The following is a 22498-nucleotide window of genomic DNA, read 5'->3' on the forward strand; positions in this document are numbered from 1 at the left end:
AGCCAAAGCCAAAGCCAAAGCTAACGCTCAAAGCCAGATCCAGGATCTAGAAGCCGTAAGCCGTAAGCCGTAAGCCAGAAGCCAGAAGCCAGAAGCCAGAAGCCAACATCCAGAAGCCAACAGCCAGAAGCCAACAGCCAGAAGCCAACAGCCAGAAGCCAACAGCCAGAAGCCAACAGCCAGAAGCCAACAGCCAACAAAGCCAACAGCCAACAAAGCCAGCAGCCTGCCTTCCGTTCTCATTCGCTTGGCCTCCTTCCCCCGCTTGCGGGGGAAGGTGCCCGAAGGGCGGATGGGGGCAGCCACCTCATCCCCACCTTCTCCAGCCGTCCACGCGCAGCGCCCCGCTGCCCAATCCGCCGCCGGCAGCGTTCCGTCGCCCACGCGCTGTTCCCCACTGCGTAAACTCCCAGGCTCGCATCGCGCCGCCTAGGACACCCATTGGTCTCGAGCTGGATATTGCTGCTGGTCTCGCTGGGTTACGCCGCGCTGCTGTTCGGGGTGGCGTGGTGGGGCGATCGTCGGCCGATGTATCCGGAGCGGCCGTGGCTGCGCCCGGCGGTCTACAGCCTGGCACTGGCGGTGTACTGCTCGTCGTGGACGTTCTACGGCGCGGTGGGGTCGGCGGTGCGCAACGGTATCGGCTATCTGCCGATCTATCTCGGCCCGTTGCTGTTGTTGCTGTTCGGCTGGCGCATCATCGAGCGGCTGGCGCTGATCGCACGCTCCGAAAACACCGTGTCCATCGCCGATTTCATTTCCTCGCGCTACGGCCGCTCGCGGCGGCTGGCCGCGTTGGTGGCGGTGATCGCGCTGGTCGGCATCGTCCCGTATCTGGCGCTGCAGTACAAAGCGGTGGCGATGAGCCTGGAGGTGCTGACCGGGCATAGCAGCGCCGGGCGCGGCATCTTTGCCGATCCGGCGTTGTATGTGGCGCTGCTGATGGCGTTGTTCGCCACCTTGTTCGGCACCCGCCAGGTGGATGCCACCGAACACCATCACGGCATGATGCTGGCCATCGCGCTGGAGTCGGTGATCAAGCTGATCGCCATCGTGGCGGTGGGGCTGTTTGCGTGGATGTGGCTGAGCGATCACCAACTGCACATCGCCGACTCGGCGCGAACCTTGTTCGAACACACGCCGTCGGTGGGATTCATCTCGCAGACGCTGCTGAGTTTTCTGGCGGTGATCTGCCTGCCGCGGCAGTTCCATGTGGCGGTGGTCGAATGCAGCGATGTCGGCGATATCCGGCGCGCGCGCTGGTTGTTCGGTGCGTACCTGGTGATCATTTCGGCGATGGTGGTGCCGATCGCCTCGGCCGGCATCGCGTTGTTCGGCAAGGGCAGCGCGGTTGTGGACGATGCGGTGGTGCTGGCCTTGCCGCTGAGCCAGGGCAACACGGTGCTGGCGCTGGTGGCCTACGTGGGCGGGTTTTCGGCCGCCACCGGCATGGTGATCGTGGCCAGCATCGCCTTGGCCACCATGGTCAGCAACGACCTGGTGATGCCGGTGCTGCTACGCCGCCGCGGCAGCGCGGATGCGCGTGCAGCGGTGGCTTCGCGCGTGCTGTGGATCCGCCGCGTGGCCATCCTGCTGCTGGCGCTGGTGGCCTACGGCTATCACCGCAGCGTGGCCAATGACACCACGCTGGCGGCCTACGGATTGATGGCGTTTGCGGCGGTGGCGCAGTTTGCGCCGGGCGTGATCGGCGGGCTGTATTGGCGCGGGGCCAGCCGCAAGGGCGTGGAAACCGGCATGGTGCTTGGCTTCATGACCTGGATCTACACGCTGCTGCTGCCGGCCGCCACGCGTGCGGGCTGGCTGCAGCCGGAGTGGTTGGTGGATGGGCCGTTCGGTATCGGCTGGCTTCAGCCGCAGCAGTTGTTCGGCATGCGCGGCTGGGACCCGCTGGCGCATGGCACGTTCTGGTCGCTGCTGATCAACGTCGGCGCGATGATGCTGGTGTCGGCACGCTGGCGCCCGGGCGTGGACGAGCGGCTGCGTGCGGCACCGTTTCTGGACCCGTATGCGCAGCGTCCGGCGGTGGCCGGCGACTGGCCCGGGCATGTGCGCGTGGCCGATCTGCAGGCGCTGGCCGAGCGCGTGGTGGGCGAGCGGCACGCACATCGCGCCTTTGTCGACCAGGCGGTGCTGCTGGAGCGCGAGCTGCAACCGACCGTGGTGGCCGACCGCGCCTGGGTGCAGTTCACCGAGCGCTTGCTGGCGGCGTCCATCGGCGCGGCCTCCGCGCGGCTGGTGCTGACCAGCTTGTTGCGCGGTTCGGGCATGGAACTGGGCGAAGTGGTGGCGGTGCTGGACGAGGCCGGCCAGGAACTGCGCTTCAATCGCGAGATCCTGTCCACCACGCTGGAAAACATCAGCGCCGCGGTCAGCGTGGTCGACCCGGAGATGCGCCTGACCGCATGGAATCGGCGTTATCAGCAGTTGTTCGGTTACCCGGATGGCATGCTGTATGTCGGCCGCCCGGTTGCCGATCTGATCCGCTACAACGCCGAACGCGGCGAGCTGGGCGAAGGCGATATCGAAGACCAGATCGATCGCCGCATCCGCCACATGCGTGCGGGTTCGCCGCATGTGTTCGAGCGCACCCGCAGCGACGGCAAGGTGATCGAAATGCGCGGCCAGGCGCTGCCCGGCGGCGGCTATGTCACCAGTTACAACGACATCACCGACTACAAACGTGCCGAGCGCGCGCTGCTGGATGCCAACGAAAACCTGGAGCAACGCGTGGCCGATCGCTCGCGCGAAGCCGAGCTGGCGCAGCAGTCCAAAACCCGCTTTCTGGCGGCGATCAGCCACGACGTGTTGCAGCCGCTCAATGCCGCGCGGCTGTTCGCCTCCGCATTGCGCGAGAGCCATCAGAACAACGAAGAACAACGCCATCTGGCCGAGCGTGTGGATGCGTCGTTGCGTGCAGCCGAAGAATTGCTCGACGGTCTGCTCGACGTGTCGCGCCTGGATGCCGGTGGGCTGCGCCCCACGGTCGAAGACTTCGATGCCAGCGCATTGATGCACGAGCTGGCCGCGCAATACGCGCCGGTGGCATCCAGCCGCGGCCTGCGCCTGCAGGTGCATAGCCGGCCGATCTGGGTGCGCAGCGACCGCCGCCTGCTGCGCCGGGTGATGCAGAACTTCCTGGCCAACGCGCTGCGCTACACGCGCCAGGGCCGTATCGTGCTGGGCATGCGCGGGCGCGGTGAACAGGTGGAACTGCAGGTGTGGGACACAGGCCCCGGCATTCCCGAGCACCACATGCGGCAGATTTTCGAAGAGTTTCGCCGCTATCAGCAGCCCTTCGATTGGGGCGAGCAGGGCTTGGGATTGGGGTTGTCCATCTGCCAACGCATCTCGCGCCTGCTCGATCACGATCTGAGTGCGCGCAGCCAGGTCGGCCGCGGCAGCATGTTCTCGATCCTGTTGCCGCGCGTGGCGCCGGTGCCGGTGGCGCCGCTGGTGCCGGTGCCGGCCACCCGTGCCTTGCCCAGTGGCGATTCGCTGGCCGGATTGCGCGTGCTGTGCGTGGATAACGACCGCGAGATTCTTGATGGCATGCGCGCGTTGCTCGGCCGCTGGGAGGTGGAGGTGATCACTGCCAGCACCGTGGATCAGGCGCTGGACTGTGCGCGCGAGCAACCGGATGTGATGTTGGTGGACTATCACCTGCACGACCGTCTGGATGGACTGGACACGCTGGATGCGGTGCAGGCCGCCGCGACTGCGCCGATCGCTGGCGCGCTACTGACTGCCGACGGTCGCGACGAACTCAAACAACTTGCACGTGCGCGCGGCTATCGCTTGCTCACCAAACCGGTAAAACCCGCCTCGCTGCGTGCATTCTTGAGCGCGCTCCACGATGCGAAAAAGCGCTGACGGGTAGCCACCCGAATGCAGCGTAGGAGCGTGCCTGCGCGCGACGGGGGATTATCGATAACGCCTCGTCGCGCGCAGGCACGCTCCTACGAAGAACTGGCAATGAGGATGGCGCTTACGATGAACGCGAGCAACTTGCGCATCAATGCGGCTACCGCTTGCTCACCAAACCGGTAAAGCCCCCCTCACTACGTGCATCCTTGAGCGCGCGCCACGATGCGAAAAAGCGCTGACGGGTCTCCACCCGAATGCAGCGTAGGAGCGTGCCTGCGCGCGACGGGGCATTGCCGATAACGCTTCATCGCGCGCAGGCACGCTCCTACGAAAGAACTGCCAGTGAGCGTACGCACCCGATAGCCGCGATGAACTCAGGCACGCTCCTACAGAAAACAGGCAGTCGAAAGATTCCCTGTGCGCAGGGGCTTACGCCGCGCCGCTGAGGTGTTCGTACAGGATCACGCTGCCGACGATCACCAGGATCGCGCCGCCCAGGATCTCGGCACGTTTGCCGATCAGCGCGCCCAGTGCGCGGCCCAGCATGATGCCGGCGGTGACCATGCTGAAGGTGCACAGGCCGACCACTACGGCCACCACGCCGATGTGCACATCCAAAAATGCCAGGCTGACGCCGACTGCCATCGCATCGATGCTGGTGGCGAAGCCGGTGGCGGCCAGTGCAAGCAGGCCGTTTTTCTTCGGCGCATCGGCTGCCTCATCTGCATCGTCAGGATCGGCGCGCAGGCCAGCCACGATCATGTGCGTGCCCAGCGCGCCAAGCAGCACGAAGGCGATCCAGTGGTCATAGGCGGACACATAGCTGGACGCGGCGCGGCCCAGCAACCAGCCGATTACCGGTGTGATCGCTTCGATGCACCCAAAAATCAATCCGGCGCGTAGCGCATCGCGCCACTGCGGTTTGCGCATCGCCGCGCCCTTGCCGATCGCAGCGGCAAACGCATCGGTGGACATCGCAAAACCGATCAACACAATGGAAAAAGGAGACATCGACACTCTCGGGCTGGGCACGGTCACAACGGCATGCGCCCGCGCCAACCGTCGTCGTACGCGCATGCCGCTGGTCTCGCCAAACCACGATTGGTTGCCTGCACCACGGCGCAACGGCCGAGTATGTTGATGCAGGCGCTTTCGATAACCGAAAGCAGGCTACTCCCCAAGGGGCGCGCAGTGTAACAACGCAAAACCCGCTTTCGGGCGTTTTGCCTGCACGCGAAGGTCGGTCTGATCTTTATAGCCGTGGCTATGCAGCGGCTATCGGTGGGGTTGCAGCCGCAGTAGAGCGGCCGGAAAGCCATGCGCGAGCCCACGGCCCGGTGGTTGCGCTGTCAGTGTGTCGGCCGCGCTTGCTGGCCACCCAGCAGGGCACGCACGGTGTCCATTTCCACATCCCGGCCGGCCTGCAGATCCTGCACGGTGATCTGCACCGGCACGTCCGGCAGCACGCCGCGATCGGGTTGCGCGCTGGTTGCGAACTGCCCGACCAGCGGCAGATCCACCTCGATGTGCGAGTTGGGCAAGTGCAAAAAGAAGAACGCGTTGCCGTTGATACCGCGCAGATTGCCGCCAGTGGGCTGGCCGACCAGCGTGCCCAAGCCGTTGCGCTGTAGTTGCTGCGCAAACGCGAAAGTGGCCGAGCTGTTTTCGGCGTCGATCAACACAAACACCCGACCACTGAAATGCGGTGTACGCAATGGCAGGTAGCGCTGTGCAGCGCTGCCGGTTTGCGCATTGAGCGTGTAGAACCGCGTGTCGTAGGCAACCGCGCGCGTGCCCCAGTCGCGGAAGCTGCGATCCCAGGTGGTGACGTAGGCCGCCAACGCATCGGGCACGCGCCGATAGCGCACCAGGTTGCGCATCGGCGCCGCCGCGATCTCGCCTGCTGCCAGATACCCCAGCAGCACGCTGCCCACGTCCAGCCCGCCCTCGTTGCCACGCAGATCGATCACCAACGCAGGCACCTTGCGCTTGGCCAAGCGCGTGAAGCTGCGCGCCAGAAATGCCTGCCAGTCCCAGGTGCTTTCATACAGCGCCCAATCCGGCATGCGCAGAACCGCCAGATCGGCTGAGTCCATCGTCAGCGTCCATGCCGGCGCTGCGCTGTCGCGCGCACGTTTGGGCGCCATTGCATTGCGCTGCGCCGCGTCGATGCCGTGCACCTGTAGCGCGCGTGGAGCGGTGGCGCCGGGCGCGCGGACCTGCAGCACCGGGTTGGCGGAAATCTGCGGGAACAGCAACGGCAGATACGCATCGAACGCCTCGATCTGCGCAAACCCCTGCACCTCCATCTGGGCGATGCGCTTGGCGTCGTTGCTGCCATCGGCGCGCGCCACTGTCATCAACGCCGCCAGAATCTGCGAGGTGGCAATGCCATCGATGGACAGCACTTCTGTGCCGGGCAGCAAGCCGGGCTGATCCGAGCCATTCCGGCTGACGATCATGCGGCCCTGTAGCCAACGAAAATGGAACGGCAGGCGCCGGCCGTCGCCGAACAGAGCCTGCTGGATCGGCTCGGGTTGATTGACGAAATTGGGGAAGCTGTGGCCGCAGCGCATGCTGGCGGTCAGGCGGGAGATGGCGAGGTAGGCCTGACCAAGCGTGGCGCCGTCTGCCAGTTCGGCGCGCAGCTCGGCGAAGCGTTGCGCAACCTGCGCCTCGGTGGCGTAGCGGTACAGGCCCGGATGCAGTGCGCTATAGGCCTGTCGTAGCACATCGATATCGGCCAGCAGCGCCGGACCGGGCAGTGGGCTGTCGCGGGTCAACGCGGGTGCGGGCGAGGCCGCCCACGCGACGCAGATCGGACAGAGCAGCACTAACAACACTGAAAGAAGACGGATGCGATGGGACATGGCAGCTCCTGGGCAAGAGTCGCCAGCATCGGCAGCTGCGCGGTGGCGGGCGACTCAAATGCCCAATTGCCAAAAATTTTCAGGATGTGCGACGTTGCGCGCGCCGGTAGTCGCTGGGCGTGCAGCCGAAGTGGGCACGAAATACCCGGTTGAAGCTGGCCTTGGAACCGAACCCCACCGCCAGTGCGATGGAGAGGATGTCCTGATCGCCGGCCAGCAGGCGCTGGGCGGCGGCGATGCGCAGCGCGTTGATGAAGGCGCTGAAGGTCTGCCCCAGGCCTTCGTTGAGCGCACGCGACAGATAGTTGCTGTTGGTGCCCATGCGGCGCGCCAGCTCGGGCAGGCTGAGGTCCGGTTCGCGCCACCAGCCGTGCGCAGCGACCTCGGCAGCCACGCGTTGCCCCAGCGCCTGCCAGTCCTTTTCCGCCGCAGGCTGGGGCGCGGCAAGCGTTGCCGGGTCGGGCGGATCTGGCGGCGTCTCCAGCATCAGCGGTGTATCGCGCGGCGGGTAGTGCAGGCGGGCATGGCGCCAGCCTTCCAGCCCCAGGTAATAGACCAGCGCTGCGGTGGCCAGGTAGCGCGGAAACTCGTCAAAATAGGACAGCGGCTTCCACAGCCGGTCGCTGGCGGTGAAGCCAAGCCGCAACACCAGCAGAAAGAACGCGGCCAGCAGAAAACCGCGCAGCCACGGCAAGCGCAGCTCCTCGCGTGCACCGCTGTGATGTTCCAGCCAGCGTTGATAGGCCAGATACTCGCGCCAGGCCAGGAGCAGATAGGCCGTCAGCGACGCCAGCACCAAGGCGTCTTGCAGCGGGGCGACCCAGGGCACGTGGACGGCGGCGTTCCAGTCCCATTTGCGTTGCAGTGGCCAGGTGAACAGCCATGTGTAATAGCCGCCTTGCAGCAGCGCCGGCAATAGATGCAGCGCCCAGCGCCGCGGCAGCTGCCGGCGCGCCAGTTGGCGCACGTAGAGCCACACCAGTGGCCCGATCGCCAGTTCCCAGAACAGCGGCGCGTAGGTCAGGTCAGGGTAGGCGTCGTAGGCGCCGGCATAGCCCAGCGTGTACGGCGTCATCAGCGCCACCACCACTAGCAGCAGTGCGGCCAGGCAACGGTTGGCGATCCGGTTGGCCGGGGCCAGTAGCAACAGGCCCGCGCCGAGCACGCCATGCGCGCTGCCCAGCAGCAGGATGGTGCTCCACATCCCGAACGTGAGGCTGGACATGCGATCCCGCGTGGTCGACCGCGCCGAGTATAGGGGGATGCCTTGTGCAACGCGCCTGGGCATCTGCGCCAGGCGGCGTGGATTGCCTGAGGTCAGTGCAGCGCGTTGGAAATTTCTTGCGTGGCCGCGCACAGCGCCTGCAAGGCCGCGTGCGGGCCGACCAGTTCCGGGCGGCGTGCGATAAACGGCACCGTGAGCGTGTAGGTCGCACTGCCGCGTTGCAGGATCGGCGCAGTCAGATCGACCACGCCCACCACCGCTTCGCTGGGTTGCATGGCGTAGCCCTCGTTGCGTGCCTGCGCGGCGGCGGCCAGGAACTGCGCACGCTCGAACGGCACCTCGCTGGCGTCCAGCATGTCCAGCCAGCGCGCTTGCACCTCCGGTTGCTGAAAGGCGAACAGCACCAGCCCGGAGCTGGAATGGGTCAGCGGGCGGCGATGGCCCGGGCGCACCACCAGGCCCAGATCGCTGGGCACATCCATCTGCGCGATCACCACGATCTGGTCGCCCGAGGGCGCCACCAGGTGGCAGGGCTGGCAGATCGCATCGGCCAGCCGCCGCATCACCGGCAACGCGGCCTCGCTGATGCTCTGTACCGGCGGTTGCTGCATGCCGAGCATGAACAGGCGGTTGGTCAGCACGTAGTCGCCTTCGCCATCGCGGGTGAGATATCCGCGTTCTTCCAGCACCTGCAGCATGCGGAAGATCTCGCCGCGCGAGCGGCCGATGCCTTGCGAGATCGCGCCCATGCTCATCGGCTGCGCCTGGCGGGCAAGAAGCTCGAGGATATCCAGCCCCTTGTCCAGGGCCGGCGCGCGGTACTTGGCGGGTTCGGGGCTCATCCGTTTGCGATTCCAGGCAAGGTGCGGCGCGCCAGGGTACAGGCATCGCCGGCAGGGGTCAGGGTGGCTGCTTGCGTGCAAATATAAACAAAGATTTTATATTTGCATGGCGTTGGCGTGCGCAGTACGCTCGCGCCATTGCAACGCAAGCGCCACAGCCTTGGGAGGGGATCGGTCGCATGCATCACAGTGACATTGCCGCGTCACCGCGCGGCAACCTGGCGCGTACCGCCATGGTTCCCCTGTTGTTGATCGTCAGCCTGTTCTTTTTGTGGGGCATGGCCAACAACCTCAACGACATCCTGATCAAGCAGTTCAAAAAGGCGTTCGAGCTGAGCGACCTGCAGGCCGGGTTGGTGCAGAGCGCCTTCTACATGGGCTATTTCGTCTTCGCGATGCCGGCGGCGATGTTCATGCGCCGCTATAGCTACAAGGCCGCGGTGGTGCTCGGGTTGCTGCTGTATGCGTGCGGGGCGTTTCTGTTTTACCCGGCCGCGCAGGTGCACACCTACTGGCTGTTCCTGCTGGCGCTGTTCGTCATCGCCAGTGGCCTGGCGTTTCTGGAAACCACGGCCAATCCACTGGTGACCGTGCTCGGTCCGGCCGATGGCGCGGCGCGGCGGCTGAATCTTGCGCAGGCCTTCAACCCCTTGGGGTCGATCACCGGCGTGTTGGTCGGCCAGCATTTCATCTTCTCCGGTGTGGAGCACACGCCCGCCGAGCTGGCGGCGATGGCGCCGGCCGCGCGCGAGGCGTTCTTCGCTGCCGAATCCTCGGCCGTGCAGATGCCGTACCTGATCATCGGCGCAGTGGTGGTGCTGTGGGCGATCCTGATCGCGCTGGTGCGTTTTCCCACCGGCGCGCCGGAGAGCGACAGCGGCGTGGCGCCCAAACGCGCACGCTTCGGCGAATTGCTGCGCAACCGGCGCTTCATGTTTTCGGTGGTGGCGCAGTTCTTCTACGTGGGCGCGCAGGTCGGCATCTGGAGTTATCTGATCCGCTACCTGCAGGACGCGGTGCCGGGCACGCCGGAAAAGACCGCGGCCACGTATCTGACCATCTCGCTGGTGCTGTTCATGGCCGGCCGCTTTGTCGGCACCGCATTGCTGCGCTATCTGGCACCGGCGAAATTGTTGGCGAGTTTTGCCACGATCAATGTGGTGTTGTGCGCGGTTGCCATCGCGCTGCCCGGCTGGACCGGGTTGTACGCGCTGGTGGCGGCAAGCGTGTTCATGTCGGTGATGTTCCCGACCATCTTTGCGCTGGGCCTGGATGGCATGCACGACGACGCACGTAAGCTGGGCTCCTCCTTGCTGGTGATGTCGATCATCGGCGGCGCGCTGCTTACGGCGGTGATGGGCGCGGTGTCGGACATGGCCGGCATTCACTGGGCGATGGCGGTGCCGGGCGCGTGCTTTGCGGTGATCTTGCTGTTCGCGTTGCGCGCACGTCGTGCCGCGCCTGCGATTGCCGGAGCCTGAGCATGCCGCGTCTTTGCTATGTACTGGATCTGCACGACGATGCTGCGCTGATCGCCGACTACGAGCGCTGGCATCAGCCCACCGAGGTGTGGCCGGAAGTGGTGGCCTCGTTACAGCAGGCCGGCATTCTTGAACTGGAGATCTTTCGCAGCGGCGATCGGCTGGTGATGCTGATGGAGGTGGGCGACGATTACGATCCAGCCGCCAAGGCCGCGCGCGATGCGGCCGATCCGCGCATCCAGGCGTGGGAAGACCTGATGTGGCGCTTCCAGAAACCGCTGCCAGGCAGTGCACCTGGGGAAAAGTGGCGGGAGGCCGGGCGGATTTTTGCGTTGAGTGAGGCGGTAGCGGCGCAAGGGTGAGTCGCATCCCTCATCCGCCCTACGGGCACCTTCTCCCGCAGGCGGGAGAAGGGTGGGGGTGAAGTGGTTGCAGCGTGCATGTTTCGCTCGCAACCATGACTAGGCTAGCGTTCTCGGACTCGCAGTCATGACGGCTCTTTCCTTGCTGCTCGCAGTGATTTCTGCTTCCCCGCTCCCTCATCCGCCCTACGGGCACCTTCTCCCGCAGGCGGGAGAAGGGGAGGCGGTGAAGTGGCTGCAGCGTGCATGTTCCGCTCGCAGCCATGACTAGGCTAGCGTTCTCGGACTTTCCGGTCGCAGCCATGGCTAGGCTATCGCCCTCGCCCTCGCAGTCATGACTGCTCTTTCTCTTGGCTCGGCCCGGCCGATGGCGCGGCGCGGCGGCTGAATCTTGTTGCTCGCAGTGATCTCTGCTGCGTCGTTGCCCGCTCCCGCTCCCGCTTCCCTTCTCCCGCAAGCGGGAGAAGGTGCCCGCAGGGCGGATGAGGGCGCTGGTTAGCCCTGTCGATTGGCTGCCAGGTCTTCCACCCAGAAATGTCCATCCGGGTAGCTGAATTCCGCAATCGAAGACGCGTGCATTTCTGCCGAGAAGCCGGGCACCTGTGGGGCAAGATAGCGGCCGTGCTGGATGCGCACCGGGTCCAGGAAATGCTGATGCAAATGGTCGACGAATTCGATCGCACGATCTTCCATCTGGCCGGTGATCGCGACGAAGTCGGCCATCGCCAGATGCTGCACCAACTCGCACAGGCCCACGCCGCCGGCATGCGGGAACACGCGCACGTTGAACTTGGCAGCCAGCAGCAAGATAGCGAGGTTTTCGTTGACGCCACCGACGCGCGCGGCATCGATCTGGATCAAATCCACTGCGCCGGCCTGCAACAACTGCTTGAACATCACCCGGTTCTGAGTGTGCTCGCCGGTGGACACCGGCACCGGGGTGATGCCCTGGCGGATCGCCGCATGGCCAAGGACATCGTCCGGGCTGGTGGGTTCTTCGATCCAGGCGATGTCGAATTCGGCCAGTTGGCGCATCCAGTCGATCGCCGGGCCCACGTCCCAACGCTGGTTGGCATCCACCGCCATCGCGATGTCCGGGCCGATCGCTTCGCGCGCGAGGCGGCAGCGGCGGATGTCGTCCTGCACGTTGGCGCCGACCTTGAGCTTGATGGTGCGGAAGCCATCGGCCACCGCTTCCTTGGCCAGCCGCACCAGTTTTTCGTCGGAGTACCCAAGCCAGCCGGGCGACGTGGTGTAGGCCGGGTAGCCTTGCTCGATCAACTGCGCAGTACGCTGCGCGCGCTGCGGCTGCGCGGCGCGCAACATGGCCAGCGCTTCATCGCGGGTGAGCGCATCGGTGAGGTAGCGGAAGTCGATGGTGTCGACCAGCTGCTCGGGTATGAGTTCGGCGATATAGCGCCACAGCGGCTTGTTGGCGGCACGCGCGGCCAGATCCCAGGCGGCGTTGATCACCGCGCCGATCGCCATGTGCATCACGCCTTTTTCCGGGCCCAGCCAACGCAATTGCGAGTCGTTGGTGAGCCGGCGCGCGAAGCCGCCCAGGTCGGCGATGACGTCCTCCACGCGCAGGCCGACCACGTGTTCGGCGAGCGCGGCCACGGCGGCGGTCTGCACGTCGTTGCCACGGCCGATGGTGAACACCAGGCCGTAACCGGCCAGTTCATCCGGCGCATCGGTGCGCAGCACGACGTAGGCGGCCGAGTAATCGGGATCGGGATTCATCGCGTCCGACCCATCGAGCTCGCGCGAGGTGGGGAAGCGGACGTCGTGGGTATCGAGGGCGACGATGGTGCTCATGGAGATCCTGGGCGATGGAAACGGGAAATAGAAACGGGAAATAGAAAACGGGCGAAAAAGAGCGTGGGGAAGAGGGGCGCTTGAGCCCCTCTCCCACCGGGAGAGGGGGTGAGGGTACGGACGCGCAGCGCCGGAAGTGTTGAAGCGCTGCAGTGACACATCCGTTTGCAACACAGATCAACAAAAAATCACTAAACGATTGACGACGCATCGATATCAACGCGCTACAGCGCTTGGTCATTCAACGCGCCGCTACAACCCAGAAAAAGATACGCATGACAGATCAACACAAGTGCCGACACGTCATGTCTAGAAACACGTCCAACAACAACGCGCGACAGCGCGACGAATTGTTCGGATACCTCGCTACGTACCCTCACCCCAACCCCTCTCCCGAGGGGAGAGGGGCTTTAAGCTGCGTCGTGCGGAGGCGTTACCACCTGCGTTGAGCGCAACTTGGCACGCAATGCGACCAAAATCCTGGAAAGGGAAAAGGAGCTTTAGGCCGCATCGCGCGGATGCGCAACTACCGGTTGACGTTGACGCCCCAATCCTTCGATCTCCAGTTCCATCAGATCGCCCGGCTTCAAATACACCGGCGGCTTCTGGCCCAGGCCCACGCCCGGCGGGGTGCCGGTGCTGATCACATCGCCCGGCATCAGCGTCATGTAGCGGCTGATGTGGCTGACCAGTTCGGCCACGCCGAACACCATCGTGCGGGTGCTGCCGTTCTGGTAACGGTGGCCGTTAACCTCCAGCCACATCGACAGGTTTTGCGGGTCGGCCACTTCATCGCGGGTGACCAGCCACGGGCCGATCGGGCCGAAGGTGTCGGCGCTCTTGCCCTTGACCCACTGGCCGCCGTGTTCGAGCTGGAACTCGCGTTCGGACAGGTCGTTGATCACCGCATAGCCGGCGACATGATTCAGTGCGTCGTCCATCGACACATCGCGTGCGATATCGCCGATCACCACGCCCAGTTCCACTTCCCAGTCGCTCTTGACCGAGCCGCGCGGGATGATGACGGTATCGTTCGGGCCGCACACCGCGGTGGTGGCCTTCATGAAAAGAATCGGCATTTTGGGCACTTCCATGCCCGATTCGGCGGCGTGGTCGGCGTAGTTCAAGCCCACGCAGATGAACTTGCCGATGCGGCCCACCGCGGCGCCATAGCGCTGCTCGCCTTCGATCAGCGGCAACGTGGACAGATCCACTGCACGCAGTTTTTGCAGGCCGGCATTGGTGAGGTGCTCACCAGCAACATCGTCGATGACACCGCTCAGGTCGCGGATGCGGCCTTCGTTGTCGATCACGCCGGGACGTTCGTGGCCTTCGGCGCCAATACGTACGAGTTTCATGCAGTCTTCCTTTGCAGGGGAGGAATCGGAGCGAGTCGCCGCCTGTTGCAAGATGTTTCAGCAGCAGGTGGACGACGCGCTCGGAACAGGAATGTCAGTGATGCGTGCTGGCAACAGGCCGCCTCAGGCGTGCGATGCGGCGTGTTGTCAGCGGTATTCAGCGCAGCTGGGACACCATCGCGAGCGGCCATGGGTCTGGCCGCTGCACAGCAGTGTGGTCGGCTGGATTTAGAGCGGCTAACAAAGCGTAGCGAGCAGTCGTCAGGTGGGTGTGGACGGCGCGGAGGAACCGGAGTGTACGGGTGGTACATGCCGATTCCGAGCACCGGCCGCGCCCGCCTGGCTTGGACCAGCCCCCGTCGATGATGTGGGTCTGGCCGGTGGTGAACGACGATTCGTCCGAGGCCAGGTAGACCACCAGCTGCGCGATTTCGCGCGGGTCGCCCAGGCGGCCCATCGGCTGGCGATCGGTGAAGCTCTTCCACACCGCCTGTTCGTCGCCGCCCAGGGCCTGCACGCGCTGACCCAGCGACGGCGTCTTGATGGTGCCCGGGCAGATCGCGTTGCAGCGCACGCCTTGGGCCACGTAATCGGCAGCAATGGCCTTGCTCAGGCCGATCACCGCGGCCTTGGTTACGCCGTACACAAAGCGGTTCGGCACGCCCTTGATGCTGGACGCGACCGAGGACATGTTGATGATGCTGCCGCGGCCGCGTTCGAGCATGCCCGGCAGCACCGCCTTGCAGGTGTAGTACATCGCATCGACGTTGATCGAGAACGAGCGGCGCCATGCCGGCTCGTCGCAGTCGAGAATGCTGCCCTGATGCACGTAGCCGGCGCAGTTGAACAACACATCGAACGGGCCGTGTTCGGCGACCAGCGCCGCAATCGCGGCGGCATCGGTGACATCGAGCAGCTGGGTGGTGATCGCATCGGACTCGGACGCCAGCGCCTGCAACGCAGCGGCGTCGATGTCGGTGGCGATCACCTGCGCGCCGGCACGTGCGCAGGCCAGCGCGCTTTCGCGGCCAATGCCGGCGCCAGCGGCGGTGATCAGGCAACGCTTGCCCTGCAGACGGGTGTTGGGCGTGGTGGGAATGGAGACTGTCATACCGATAAGGTTCCGTGGGTGGGGGCCGCCGGCCGTGGCAGACGATAGAACGTGCGTGCGTTGTCGCCGAACACCGCATCAGCGTGTTCGGCGGCATGACGGGTGACGAGCTGTTGCGCAAGATCGAACCACTGCGCGTAATCGGCGCGCAGGGTCAGCACCGGCCAGTCGCTGCCCCAGAGCAGCCGCTGCGCACCGAAGCGCGCAAACAGATGCGCAACATACGGCTCCAGTGCATCGATGCCGGCACCGCGCGCGGCTTCGGTGAGCAACCCGGACAGTTTGCAGTGCACGTTGGGATGCTGTGCCAACGCGGCCATGCCGGCGGCCCAGGCGACGAATTCGCCGGCCGCAATCTGCGGCTTGCCGCCGTGATCGACGACCACGCGCAACTGCGGGTGACGCTTCAAGCGCGCCTGCAATGCGGGCACATGCACAGCGCGGATCAAGGCATCGAAGGCCAGATCGTGCGCAAGCATCGCGTCGAAGGCGGCGTCCAATGCGGGGCTTGCCAGCCACTGCGCATCGGCGATGTCCTGCACCATCGGGCGCAGCCCCTTGAGTACACCGCCGCCTGCGCGGACCAGTGCACCGATGCGTGCGGCGGCATCGGGCGCAGCAAAATCCGTCCAGCCGACAACCCCGGCAATGCGTGGCGCGTCGTGGGCGAGCTCGAACAGGTAACAGGTTTCGGCTTCGGTTGCGGCGGCTTGCACCACTACCACGCTGTCGACACCGGCCGCATCCAGCGCGTCGTCCACATCGTGCGGCGCGAAATCGCGGTACAGCGGCGCAAGCTCCGGCGTCAGCCAGGCGTAATCGCCACGGGCCAGGTGCCAGAAATGCAGATGCGCATCGACGCGGCTCATGGCGTGGGCAGGTCCGTATCGAGCAGGCCGCCATCGCGCAGGCGCTGCCACAGCGCAGGCGGGATCGATGCCTGCAAGCGCGTGGCGGCCGATTGCACCTCGGCCAGCGTGCGCATGCCGGCCACAACGGTGGTCACCGCCGGATGCGCCAGCGGGAACTGCAGGGCGGCCGCGCCGATATCCACCTCGAACGCCGCGCAGGCCGCATACAGACGCTGCGCATGCTGCAAGGTGGCGGTGTCCACCGGGGCGTAGTTATAGGTGGCGCCGGGGCCGCGCGCATCGCTGAGCAGGCCGGAACTGTACGGGCCGGCCGACAGGATCGATACGCCGTGTTGCTGCGCCTGGTTGAGCAGCGCACGCGCGCCGTGCTGTTCCAGCAGGGTGTAGCGTCCGGCCAGCATCACGCAGTCGATCGGGAAGCGTGCCAGCACCTCCAGTGCCACGTCCTGCTCGTTGACGCCCAGCCCGATCGCCCCGCACGCACCGGACGCTTTCAACTCCGCCATGGCCGGCAAGGCCTCCTCCAAGGCCTGCTGCAGCACGTGGGCGTGGTTGTCGCCGTGGGTCAGCGCACCGATGTCGTGCAACAGCAGCACGTCGATGTAGTCGGTGCCCAGGCGCTCCAGGCTGAAGGCGAACGCGCGCCGCACGCCGTCGGCGCTGTAGTCGAATGCGGCGCGGCGGCCGGCCACGGCAAAACCGTCGCGCCCGGCAACGGCCTGTGCGTCGTCGTAGACGCAGCGGCCAACCTTGGTCGACAGCGTGTAGGCAGCGCGCGGCACGCCGGCCAGGCCGCGGCCCAGGCGCGTTTCGCTGAGTCCGTAGCCGTAGTAAGGCGCGGTGTCGAAGTGACGGATGCCGGCCTCGAACGCGCCTGCCACCGCCGCCAGTGCGTCTGCCTCGGCGACCTCGGTGTACAGGTTGCCGATCGGCGCAGCGCCGAAGCCCAGCGCCGATAGCTGCACGTCGGTACGGCCCAGACGTTGCCGTGCCACGGCGCTCATGCGCCACGCTCCGCAAGGGTGGCGCAGGCGCGAATGAAATCTGGAGGGCAGCTGGGCATCGCAACGTCCACCAGCCGGCAGGCGCCCGGCTGTTCGCATATGAATATCGCAATCATCAATGAACAGATCACGCTGCAGTGCAGCATGACGAGCCAGGGCGGCTGACGAGATTGGGTGATGGGCGCCGTGCGCGTCGCTTTCTCTCTGTTCGTGCGCGCATCGCTTGTGGTCGTCTGGTCCATCGTCCATCGTCCATCGGCTAACGGCAACACCGCACTCCGCTGACTACTCGGATCTCTCGTGCGGCTGCGCCGGTGCCGCCGGCGGACCGGCAGGCGTGTGGAACCCATGACCCAGACCCGCATGGTCTTCGACCCTCGCCCCCATTTCGAACTCGGTTGTCCGCGTGCGCTGGAGAGATCGCCCCGCGGCTCTCCAGGCCAAGGGGAGCGCCGCGCTGATCGTGCGAGTGCGCCTGTTTTCGCCGTCTGGACACCTGCGCTACAGCGCAGCGGCGTGCCCCCTCGCATTGCAACGCACTCCAACCCTGCTATTTCAAAATCCGGGCCCCGCATCACCAGTTCCTATAACGCGGCCTGCGCGGTTGCCTCGCACCGGCGGCTAGGGCTAGATACCAGCCTTGATCCGATGAAGCTGATGCCATGCCAGACACGACACGGCGGGAGTTGTTCAAGGTGCTGGCCGCAGGCGCATTGGTCGCGCCGTTGCCGGCTGCCGCGCAGGCGTCAGCCGTGCCATGCGCCGCGCATCCGCCGCCGTGGGCGCGCGGCATCGAGGGCCAGCGCAAGGCCGACCTGGGCAACGGCACCTACCTCAACCCCATCGTGGCCGGCGATCACCCGGACCCCACCATCCTCAAGGATGGCGACGACTACTACATGACGTTTTCGTCGTTCTTTTCGTATCCGGGCATCGTGCTGTGGCACTCCACCGACCTGGTCAACTGGACCCCGATCGGCCCGGCGCTGCGCCAGGAACTGGGCACGATCTGGGCGCTGGATCTGTGCAAGCACGCTGGCCGTTACTTCATCTACATCCCGGCCAATCCGGACGAAAAGGGCTGGTCGATCTTCGTGATCTGGGCCGATGACATTCGCGGGCCATGGAGCGCGCCGATCGATCTGAAGATCGCCGGCTGCATCGACCCCGGCCATGTCGTCGGCGAAGACGGCAAGCGCTATCTGTTCGTCAACGGCATCCGCAAGATCGGCCTGCGCGACGACGGCCTGGCCACCGATGGGCAACTCGAACCGGCCTACGCGCCGTGGCGCTATCCCGACGACTGGGTGGTGGAGAATTTCGCGCCCGAAGGCCCCAAGCTCACCTGGCACAACGGCTGGCTGTATCTGGTCACCGCCGTCGGTGGCACCGCCGGGCCGGTGACCGGGCATATGGTCATCGCCGCGCGGTCGCTCTCGGTGCACGGGCCGTGGGAACACTGCCCGCGCAACCCGCTGGTGCGCACGCTGTCCGAACAGGAGCCGTGGTGGTCGCGCGGTCATGCCACGCTGGTGCAAGGCCCACGCGGCGACTGGTGGCTGGTCTATCACGGCTACGAAAACGGCTTCCGCACCCTGGGGCGCCAGACCCTGCTGGAGCCGATCGAGTGGACCGCCGACGGCTGGTTTCGCGCCACTGGCGGCGACCTGTCCAAGCCGTTGCGCACGCCGGCACGCGCTGCCACCGGCAGTGCGAATGTGGCGAGCGGCTTCGCGTTGTCCGATGACTTTTCCACCGACCGATTCGGCACCCAGTGGAGCCTGCACGCGCCCAAGCCCGGCGAGCAGGCGCGCGTGCGGCGGGCCAACAAGGCATTGACGCTGACCTGCGCAGGCACATCGCCCATCGACAGCGCACCGTTGACCTGCGGCGTACCCGACCGCGCCTACGCGGCTGAGGTGACGCTGGAGCTGGTCGGCAATGCCGAAGGCGGCCTCCTGCTGTTCTACAACCACAAGGCCTTCGTCGGCATCGGCTTCACCGCCGACACCATGAAGACCTACGAATATTCCGAAGAACTGGTGTGGGCACGCGCGCCCAACACGCATCGCCGCATCCGCGTGCGGCTGACCAACGATCGCCACATCGTGAGCTTTGCGTATTCGTTCGACGACGGCCTGCAGTGGACGCGTCATCCCACGCGCATGGAGGTGTCCGGATTCCACCACAACGTGTTCGGCGGCTTCTTGAGCCTGCAGCTGGGCGTGTATGCCGCGCAGCAGGGCGAGGTGGTGTTGCGTGACTTTAGGTATCGCGCGCTGGGCTGAGCGTGGCTGAGCACTGACGGCTGATGCTGCGCAGTGATCCTGCGTGTTGTCAGCGTTTCGGTTTCAGGATGGCTGTCGGAGATACCGTCAGCCCGATCCGATGTTTGAAAGCAGACGCCTTCGTCGACCTCTCAAGGCAATCCTTGCACCTGCCAAAAAAATCGTGGAGACATCGAGTATGTCTGCCGCGCGGGCTCTTGTATTGCCTTGCATGCCTGCGGCTTCTCAATGCCGCGACGATGTGGGGTGGGTTCCCGCTATGCCGCAACGGGGCACGGAAACGGTCGATTGACGCATCGTAGTTTGCAAGCGTAGTCAGCACGCTGACAGCGCCGCTGCGTGTGCCGTGCAAGATGCCGAAGAGAACGAGTGAGAGACCTCGTCAACTGATCCGCGACGCCGAACTGCACGCGCACTGCATGCGGATTCCAGTGCATCAACGAGCAGATCGCGCTGGTCTTGCAGCAGTAGTTTCAGCGGTTCTACGCCAAGCTGGGCGCGTGCGCGTCACCGCAGAGGGCGGGGCCTTGATGGCCCCGCCGCTGGACTCAACCGCAGCAGTAGCAGACGTTGCCTTGTCCCAAATCGCCGCCGAACTCCGGACACTCGGCCTTGCAGGCCCATGCACTACACGACTCGGCCTTCGGCTGTGCGCCGTCCACGGCCATCACCTGGAACGCACCGAAGCCGGTGCTGGCCAGAAACGTCGCTGCCATCAACGCACTGCGCAAGCTTACCCAACGCTTTTTCATGCATTACTCCCTCAACGTTGCAAAAGCCGCTGGCGCATCCGTGCGGCCCAAGGCGGCGACCAGGTCCTGCACCCGCTCCGTGGTATCGAACACGCCAACATGGGAATGGCGCACGCGCCCGTCCCCATCGATGGCCATCAGCAGCGGCACGTTGCGCGCACGGAACAGCATCAGCGCGCGACGATCGGTCAACGTGACCACCGGAAAATCGAAGCCATGCACATGCGCATAGCGCGCGGCCTGCACCGCATCGCAATGGCACACACCCAGCAATTGCGGTCGGCCCGGCAGGTTGGCCTGCAACTGCCGCGCCGCGCGCAGCACGGTCGGTGCCGAGCGCTGGCAGTACGGACACGTGGTCGTAAAAAAGAACAGCACCTGCGCCGGCCCCTGCGGCGCACCCAGCAGATGGCGGTGACCCTCGGCATCCACCGCCTCGATGCGCGGCACGTACATGCCTTCGTACGGCGTGCTGATGCGCGTCTGCAGCCATTGCTGCTGCACGCGCAGTTGTCGGTTTTGCCACGCCAGCGCCGCAATCAATGCACAGGCCATCAGCAGGCCGATCCATAGCCAGGGAAAACGTCGCGCCATGCCAGCTCCAAAGCGTCCTTGATGCCCGAGCCTTGCCCAGGCATCAGCTCATGGTCAATGGTGATATCGACAACTGCGATGTCGCGCGGTGCGCAGGTGTGGATGCGATCACGCCGGTGCGCTTGGGCTTGCCACCGTCGGGCGATGACATGCGGGCGGTTTGCGCAAACACGGCTGCAACCACTGCCTTGCGACCGGTAACGCACGCAGCAGTCGCGCCATGCCATCTACTGATGCGATCAGGTTGGTGCGCTTTGGCTTGCCATCGTTGGGCAATGACACGCGGGCCGTTTGCGCAAATAGTGCGGCAGGCAGGCCTTGCGACCGGTAATGCACGCGGCAGTCGCGCCATGCCATCTGCCGATGCGATCAGGCCGGTGCGCTTGCGCCTGCCATTGGTGTGCGCTGACATGCGGGCGGTTTGTGCAAGCGCGATTGCAGGCAGGCCTTGCGACTGGTAACGCACGCAGCAGTCGCGCCATGCTGTCTACCGATGCGATCAGGCCGGTGCGCTTGGGCTTGCCACCGTTGGGCAACGACACGTGGACGGTTTGCGCAAATAGTGCTGCAGGCAGGTCTTGCGACAAGTGCGCGCGTAGCTGTCGCGCGCTGCCATCTGCCAGTGCGCGGTGCATGGCATGCTGTGCAGTGCGGCGCGTCGGTGCGTGCCGGTTTTGGGGGAGCGATGCACAAGGATTCAATGGCGCGCTGGCTGTTGCTGGCGGTGTTCGTCTGTGCGACAGCGCACGCCAACGACAGTAGTTTTGGCGACGACAACGGCACCATCCGGCTGCTGCACCAGCCCGACATCAGCATGGACAAGGAAGCGCTGCTGCTCAGCGAAGAACGCGTGCAGGTGGACTATGTGTTCACCAACAACAGCGAGCGCGACCTCAGCGTGCCGGTGGCCTTCCCGATGCCGCCAATGTATTTCGGCATGGCCGACCACAGCGAACTCACCGACTTCAAATTGTGGGTGGACGGCAAGCCGATCGCCACCACGCGCAAGCTGGTGGTGTTGCTGGACGACGGCAGCGACATCTCCAAGGCGTTTGCTGCCACCGGGTGGACCCAGGACGATGTGGAGGCCTTCACCGAATCCGGCACCCCGCCCAAGGCCCGCAAGCCACTGCCCGCGCGCTGGGTCGATGCCGACGCGCAGCCGCGTTTCACCCTCAACGAGTACTTCGTCTGGCAACAGGTATTTCCGGCGCGCCGCAGCGTGCAGATCCGGCATGCGTATGCGCCCAGCCTGTCCACCGGCGTACCGCAGCCCAGCACGTATCTGCTGGAGTCCTATGCAAAGGACTCCTGCATCGAACCGGCCACCAAGACCAGCATGCAGCGCCGTGAAGGCCAGTCCGGTCTGGCCTGGGCCAACTTGCGCTACGTGCTCACCACCGGCAAGAACTGGAACGGCCCGATCAAGGACTTCCAGCTGACCATCCGCAAGCAGACCGCCAGCGACATCCTGAGTCTGTGCTTCGACGGCGAGCTGAAAAAGATCGACCCGTTGACCTTCCAGTTCAAGCAGACCAACTTCGTACCGATGCGCGATCTGAACGTCTTGTTCGTGCGCGCGCCGGAGTAAACGCCACAAGCCCCACACGTAGGAGCGCACCCGGGCGCGATGGAGCTTTACCGGGAACGTCCGTCGCAGTCGTACGCGTCAGTGCGCGTCAGGTTTCTGTTGCAAAACAAGCTTCACCGGTAACGCCCATCGCGCCCAGGTGCGCTCCTACGCTGGTGTCGTGTCGTGTCGTGTTGCACGGCATAGCAAATCTATCGTGCCCACAAACGACGAAGGCAGACGTGGTGGGATCACACGTAGGAGCGCACCCGGGCGCGATGGAGCTTTACCGGTAACGCCCATCACAGTCGCACGTGCCAATGCGCGTCAGGTTTCTTCTGCAAAACAAGCTTTACCGGTAACGCCCATCGCGCCCAGGTGCGCTCCTACGCTGATGTCGTGTCGTGTCGTGTCGTGTCGTGTCGCTTCGCGTTGCACGGCAGAGAAAATCTATCGATTGCCCACC

At 65.2% G+C, this 22498-nt stretch carries 16 protein-coding genes, 1 other RNA gene, 1 pseudogene and 1 riboswitch; of the genes and pseudogenes, 5 read left to right on the plus strand and 13 right to left on the minus strand.

The features are described 5' to 3' along the window. The first annotated feature begins 441 nt into the window (after positions 1-441). Positions 442-3891 carry a PAS domain-containing hybrid sensor histidine kinase/response regulator gene (locus tag ASF90_RS05000; protein ID WP_055846729.1) on the plus strand — a complete coding sequence of 1150 codons (3450 nt, stop codon included), beginning with the start codon at positions 442-444 and terminating at the stop codon, positions 3889-3891. A 423-nt stretch (positions 3892-4314) separates the two neighbouring features. On the opposite strand, the gene ASF90_RS05005 is transcribed toward ASF90_RS05000, so the two are convergent. The 4 genes from ASF90_RS05005 to ASF90_RS05020 all read right to left on the minus strand — a co-directional run bounded on the left by ASF90_RS05005 (position 4315) and on the right by ASF90_RS05020 (position 8822). Further along, a complete protein-coding gene (locus ASF90_RS05005) occupies positions 4315-4896 on the minus strand; it encodes a manganese efflux pump MntP family protein (RefSeq protein WP_055846732.1) in 582 nt (193 codons plus the stop codon). Further along, a riboswitch (yybP-ykoY riboswitch) is annotated at positions 4867-5070 on the minus strand. It overlaps the preceding gene by 30 nt. 164 nt (positions 5071-5234) lie before the next feature. Further along, entirely contained in the window at positions 5235-6704 is a 1470-nt protein-coding gene (locus ASF90_RS05010; protein WP_055850159.1) for a S41 family peptidase, read from the minus strand. Between the two features lie 130 nt (positions 6705-6834). Further along, positions 6835-7959, minus strand: coding sequence for an AraC family transcriptional regulator (locus ASF90_RS05015; RefSeq protein WP_055850161.1), 1125 nt, complete (start codon positions 7957-7959; stop codon positions 6835-6837). Between the two features lie 113 nt (positions 7960-8072). Further along, on the minus strand, positions 8073-8822 hold the full coding sequence (locus ASF90_RS05020) for an IclR family transcriptional regulator (protein ID WP_055846734.1): 750 nt from the start codon (positions 8820-8822) through the stop codon (positions 8073-8075). A 179-nt stretch (positions 8823-9001) separates the two neighbouring features. Here ASF90_RS05020 and fucP point away from each other — a divergent pair, with 179 nt between their 5' ends. Further along, the gene (fucP, locus tag ASF90_RS05025) at positions 9002-10303 is read left to right on the plus strand and encodes an L-fucose:H+ symporter permease (protein WP_055846738.1); all 1302 of its coding nucleotides are present in this window, start codon (positions 9002-9004) and stop codon (positions 10301-10303) included. Between the two features lie 2 nt (positions 10304-10305). Then, entirely contained in the window at positions 10306-10665 is a 360-nt protein-coding gene (locus tag ASF90_RS05030) for an L-fucose mutarotase (RefSeq protein ID WP_055846740.1), read from the plus strand. Positions 10666-11160: 495 nt separating this feature from the next. Here ASF90_RS05030 and ASF90_RS05035 read toward each other — a convergent pair whose 3' ends face one another. The 7 genes and pseudogenes from ASF90_RS05035 to ASF90_RS21510 form a co-directional block, all read right to left on the minus strand. Next, positions 11161-12483, minus strand: a complete 1323-nt coding sequence (locus ASF90_RS05035) for an L-fuconate dehydratase (RefSeq protein ID WP_055846742.1) — start codon at positions 12481-12483, stop codon at positions 11161-11163. Positions 12484-12983: 500 nt separating this feature from the next. Then, positions 12984-13841, minus strand: coding sequence for a fumarylacetoacetate hydrolase family protein (locus tag ASF90_RS05040; protein WP_055846745.1), 858 nt, complete (start codon positions 13839-13841; stop codon positions 12984-12986). Between the two features lie 235 nt (positions 13842-14076). Next, positions 14077-14152, minus strand: a non-coding RNA gene (locus tag ASF90_RS21505) — sX9 sRNA. Between the two features lie 35 nt (positions 14153-14187). Further along, a pseudogene (locus ASF90_RS05045) lies at positions 14188-14952 on the minus strand (2-keto-3-deoxy-L-fuconate dehydrogenase); the annotation flags it as partial. After that, entirely contained in the window at positions 14949-15821 is an 873-nt protein-coding gene (locus tag ASF90_RS05050) for an amidohydrolase family protein (RefSeq protein ID WP_055846749.1), read from the minus strand. The gene ASF90_RS05050 and the pseudogene ASF90_RS05045, both read right to left, overlap by 4 nt. Next, positions 15818-16828 carry an aldo/keto reductase gene (locus ASF90_RS05055; protein WP_055846751.1) on the minus strand — a complete coding sequence of 337 codons (1011 nt, stop codon included), beginning with the start codon at positions 16826-16828 and terminating at the stop codon, positions 15818-15820. The genes ASF90_RS05050 and ASF90_RS05055 overlap by 4 nt, the downstream gene beginning before the upstream one ends. After that, positions 16825-17070, minus strand: coding sequence for a hypothetical protein (locus ASF90_RS21510; protein WP_115559875.1), 246 nt, complete (start codon positions 17068-17070; stop codon positions 16825-16827). Before ASF90_RS21510 ends, ASF90_RS05055 begins: the two co-directional genes overlap by 4 nt. A 420-nt stretch (positions 17071-17490) precedes the next feature. Between ASF90_RS21510 and ASF90_RS05060 the strand changes: the two genes are divergently transcribed. After that, positions 17491-19116 carry a family 43 glycosylhydrolase gene (locus tag ASF90_RS05060; RefSeq protein ID WP_055846754.1) on the plus strand — a complete coding sequence of 542 codons (1626 nt, stop codon included), beginning with the start codon at positions 17491-17493 and terminating at the stop codon, positions 19114-19116. A 548-nt stretch (positions 19117-19664) separates the two neighbouring features. Here the strand turns inward: ASF90_RS05060 and ASF90_RS05065 are convergent. Both ASF90_RS05065 and ASF90_RS05070 read right to left on the minus strand, forming a co-directional pair. Then, positions 19665-19868 carry a hypothetical protein gene (locus tag ASF90_RS05065; RefSeq protein ID WP_039421648.1) on the minus strand — a complete coding sequence of 68 codons (204 nt, stop codon included), beginning with the start codon at positions 19866-19868 and terminating at the stop codon, positions 19665-19667. Between the two features lie 3 nt (positions 19869-19871). After that, positions 19872-20435 (minus strand): TlpA disulfide reductase family protein, encoded by a 564-nt coding sequence (locus ASF90_RS05070; RefSeq protein WP_193552647.1) that lies wholly within the window; start codon positions 20433-20435, stop codon positions 19872-19874. Between the two features lie 712 nt (positions 20436-21147). Between ASF90_RS05070 and ASF90_RS05080 the strand changes: the two genes are divergently transcribed. Next, positions 21148-22053, plus strand: coding sequence for a DUF4424 domain-containing protein (locus tag ASF90_RS05080; protein ID WP_055850164.1), 906 nt, complete (start codon positions 21148-21150; stop codon positions 22051-22053). Positions 22054-22498: the final 445 nt, after the last annotated feature.

This window comes from Xanthomonas sp. Leaf148, assembly GCF_001423585.1.
Lineage (GTDB): Bacteria > Pseudomonadota > Gammaproteobacteria > Xanthomonadales > Xanthomonadaceae > Xanthomonas.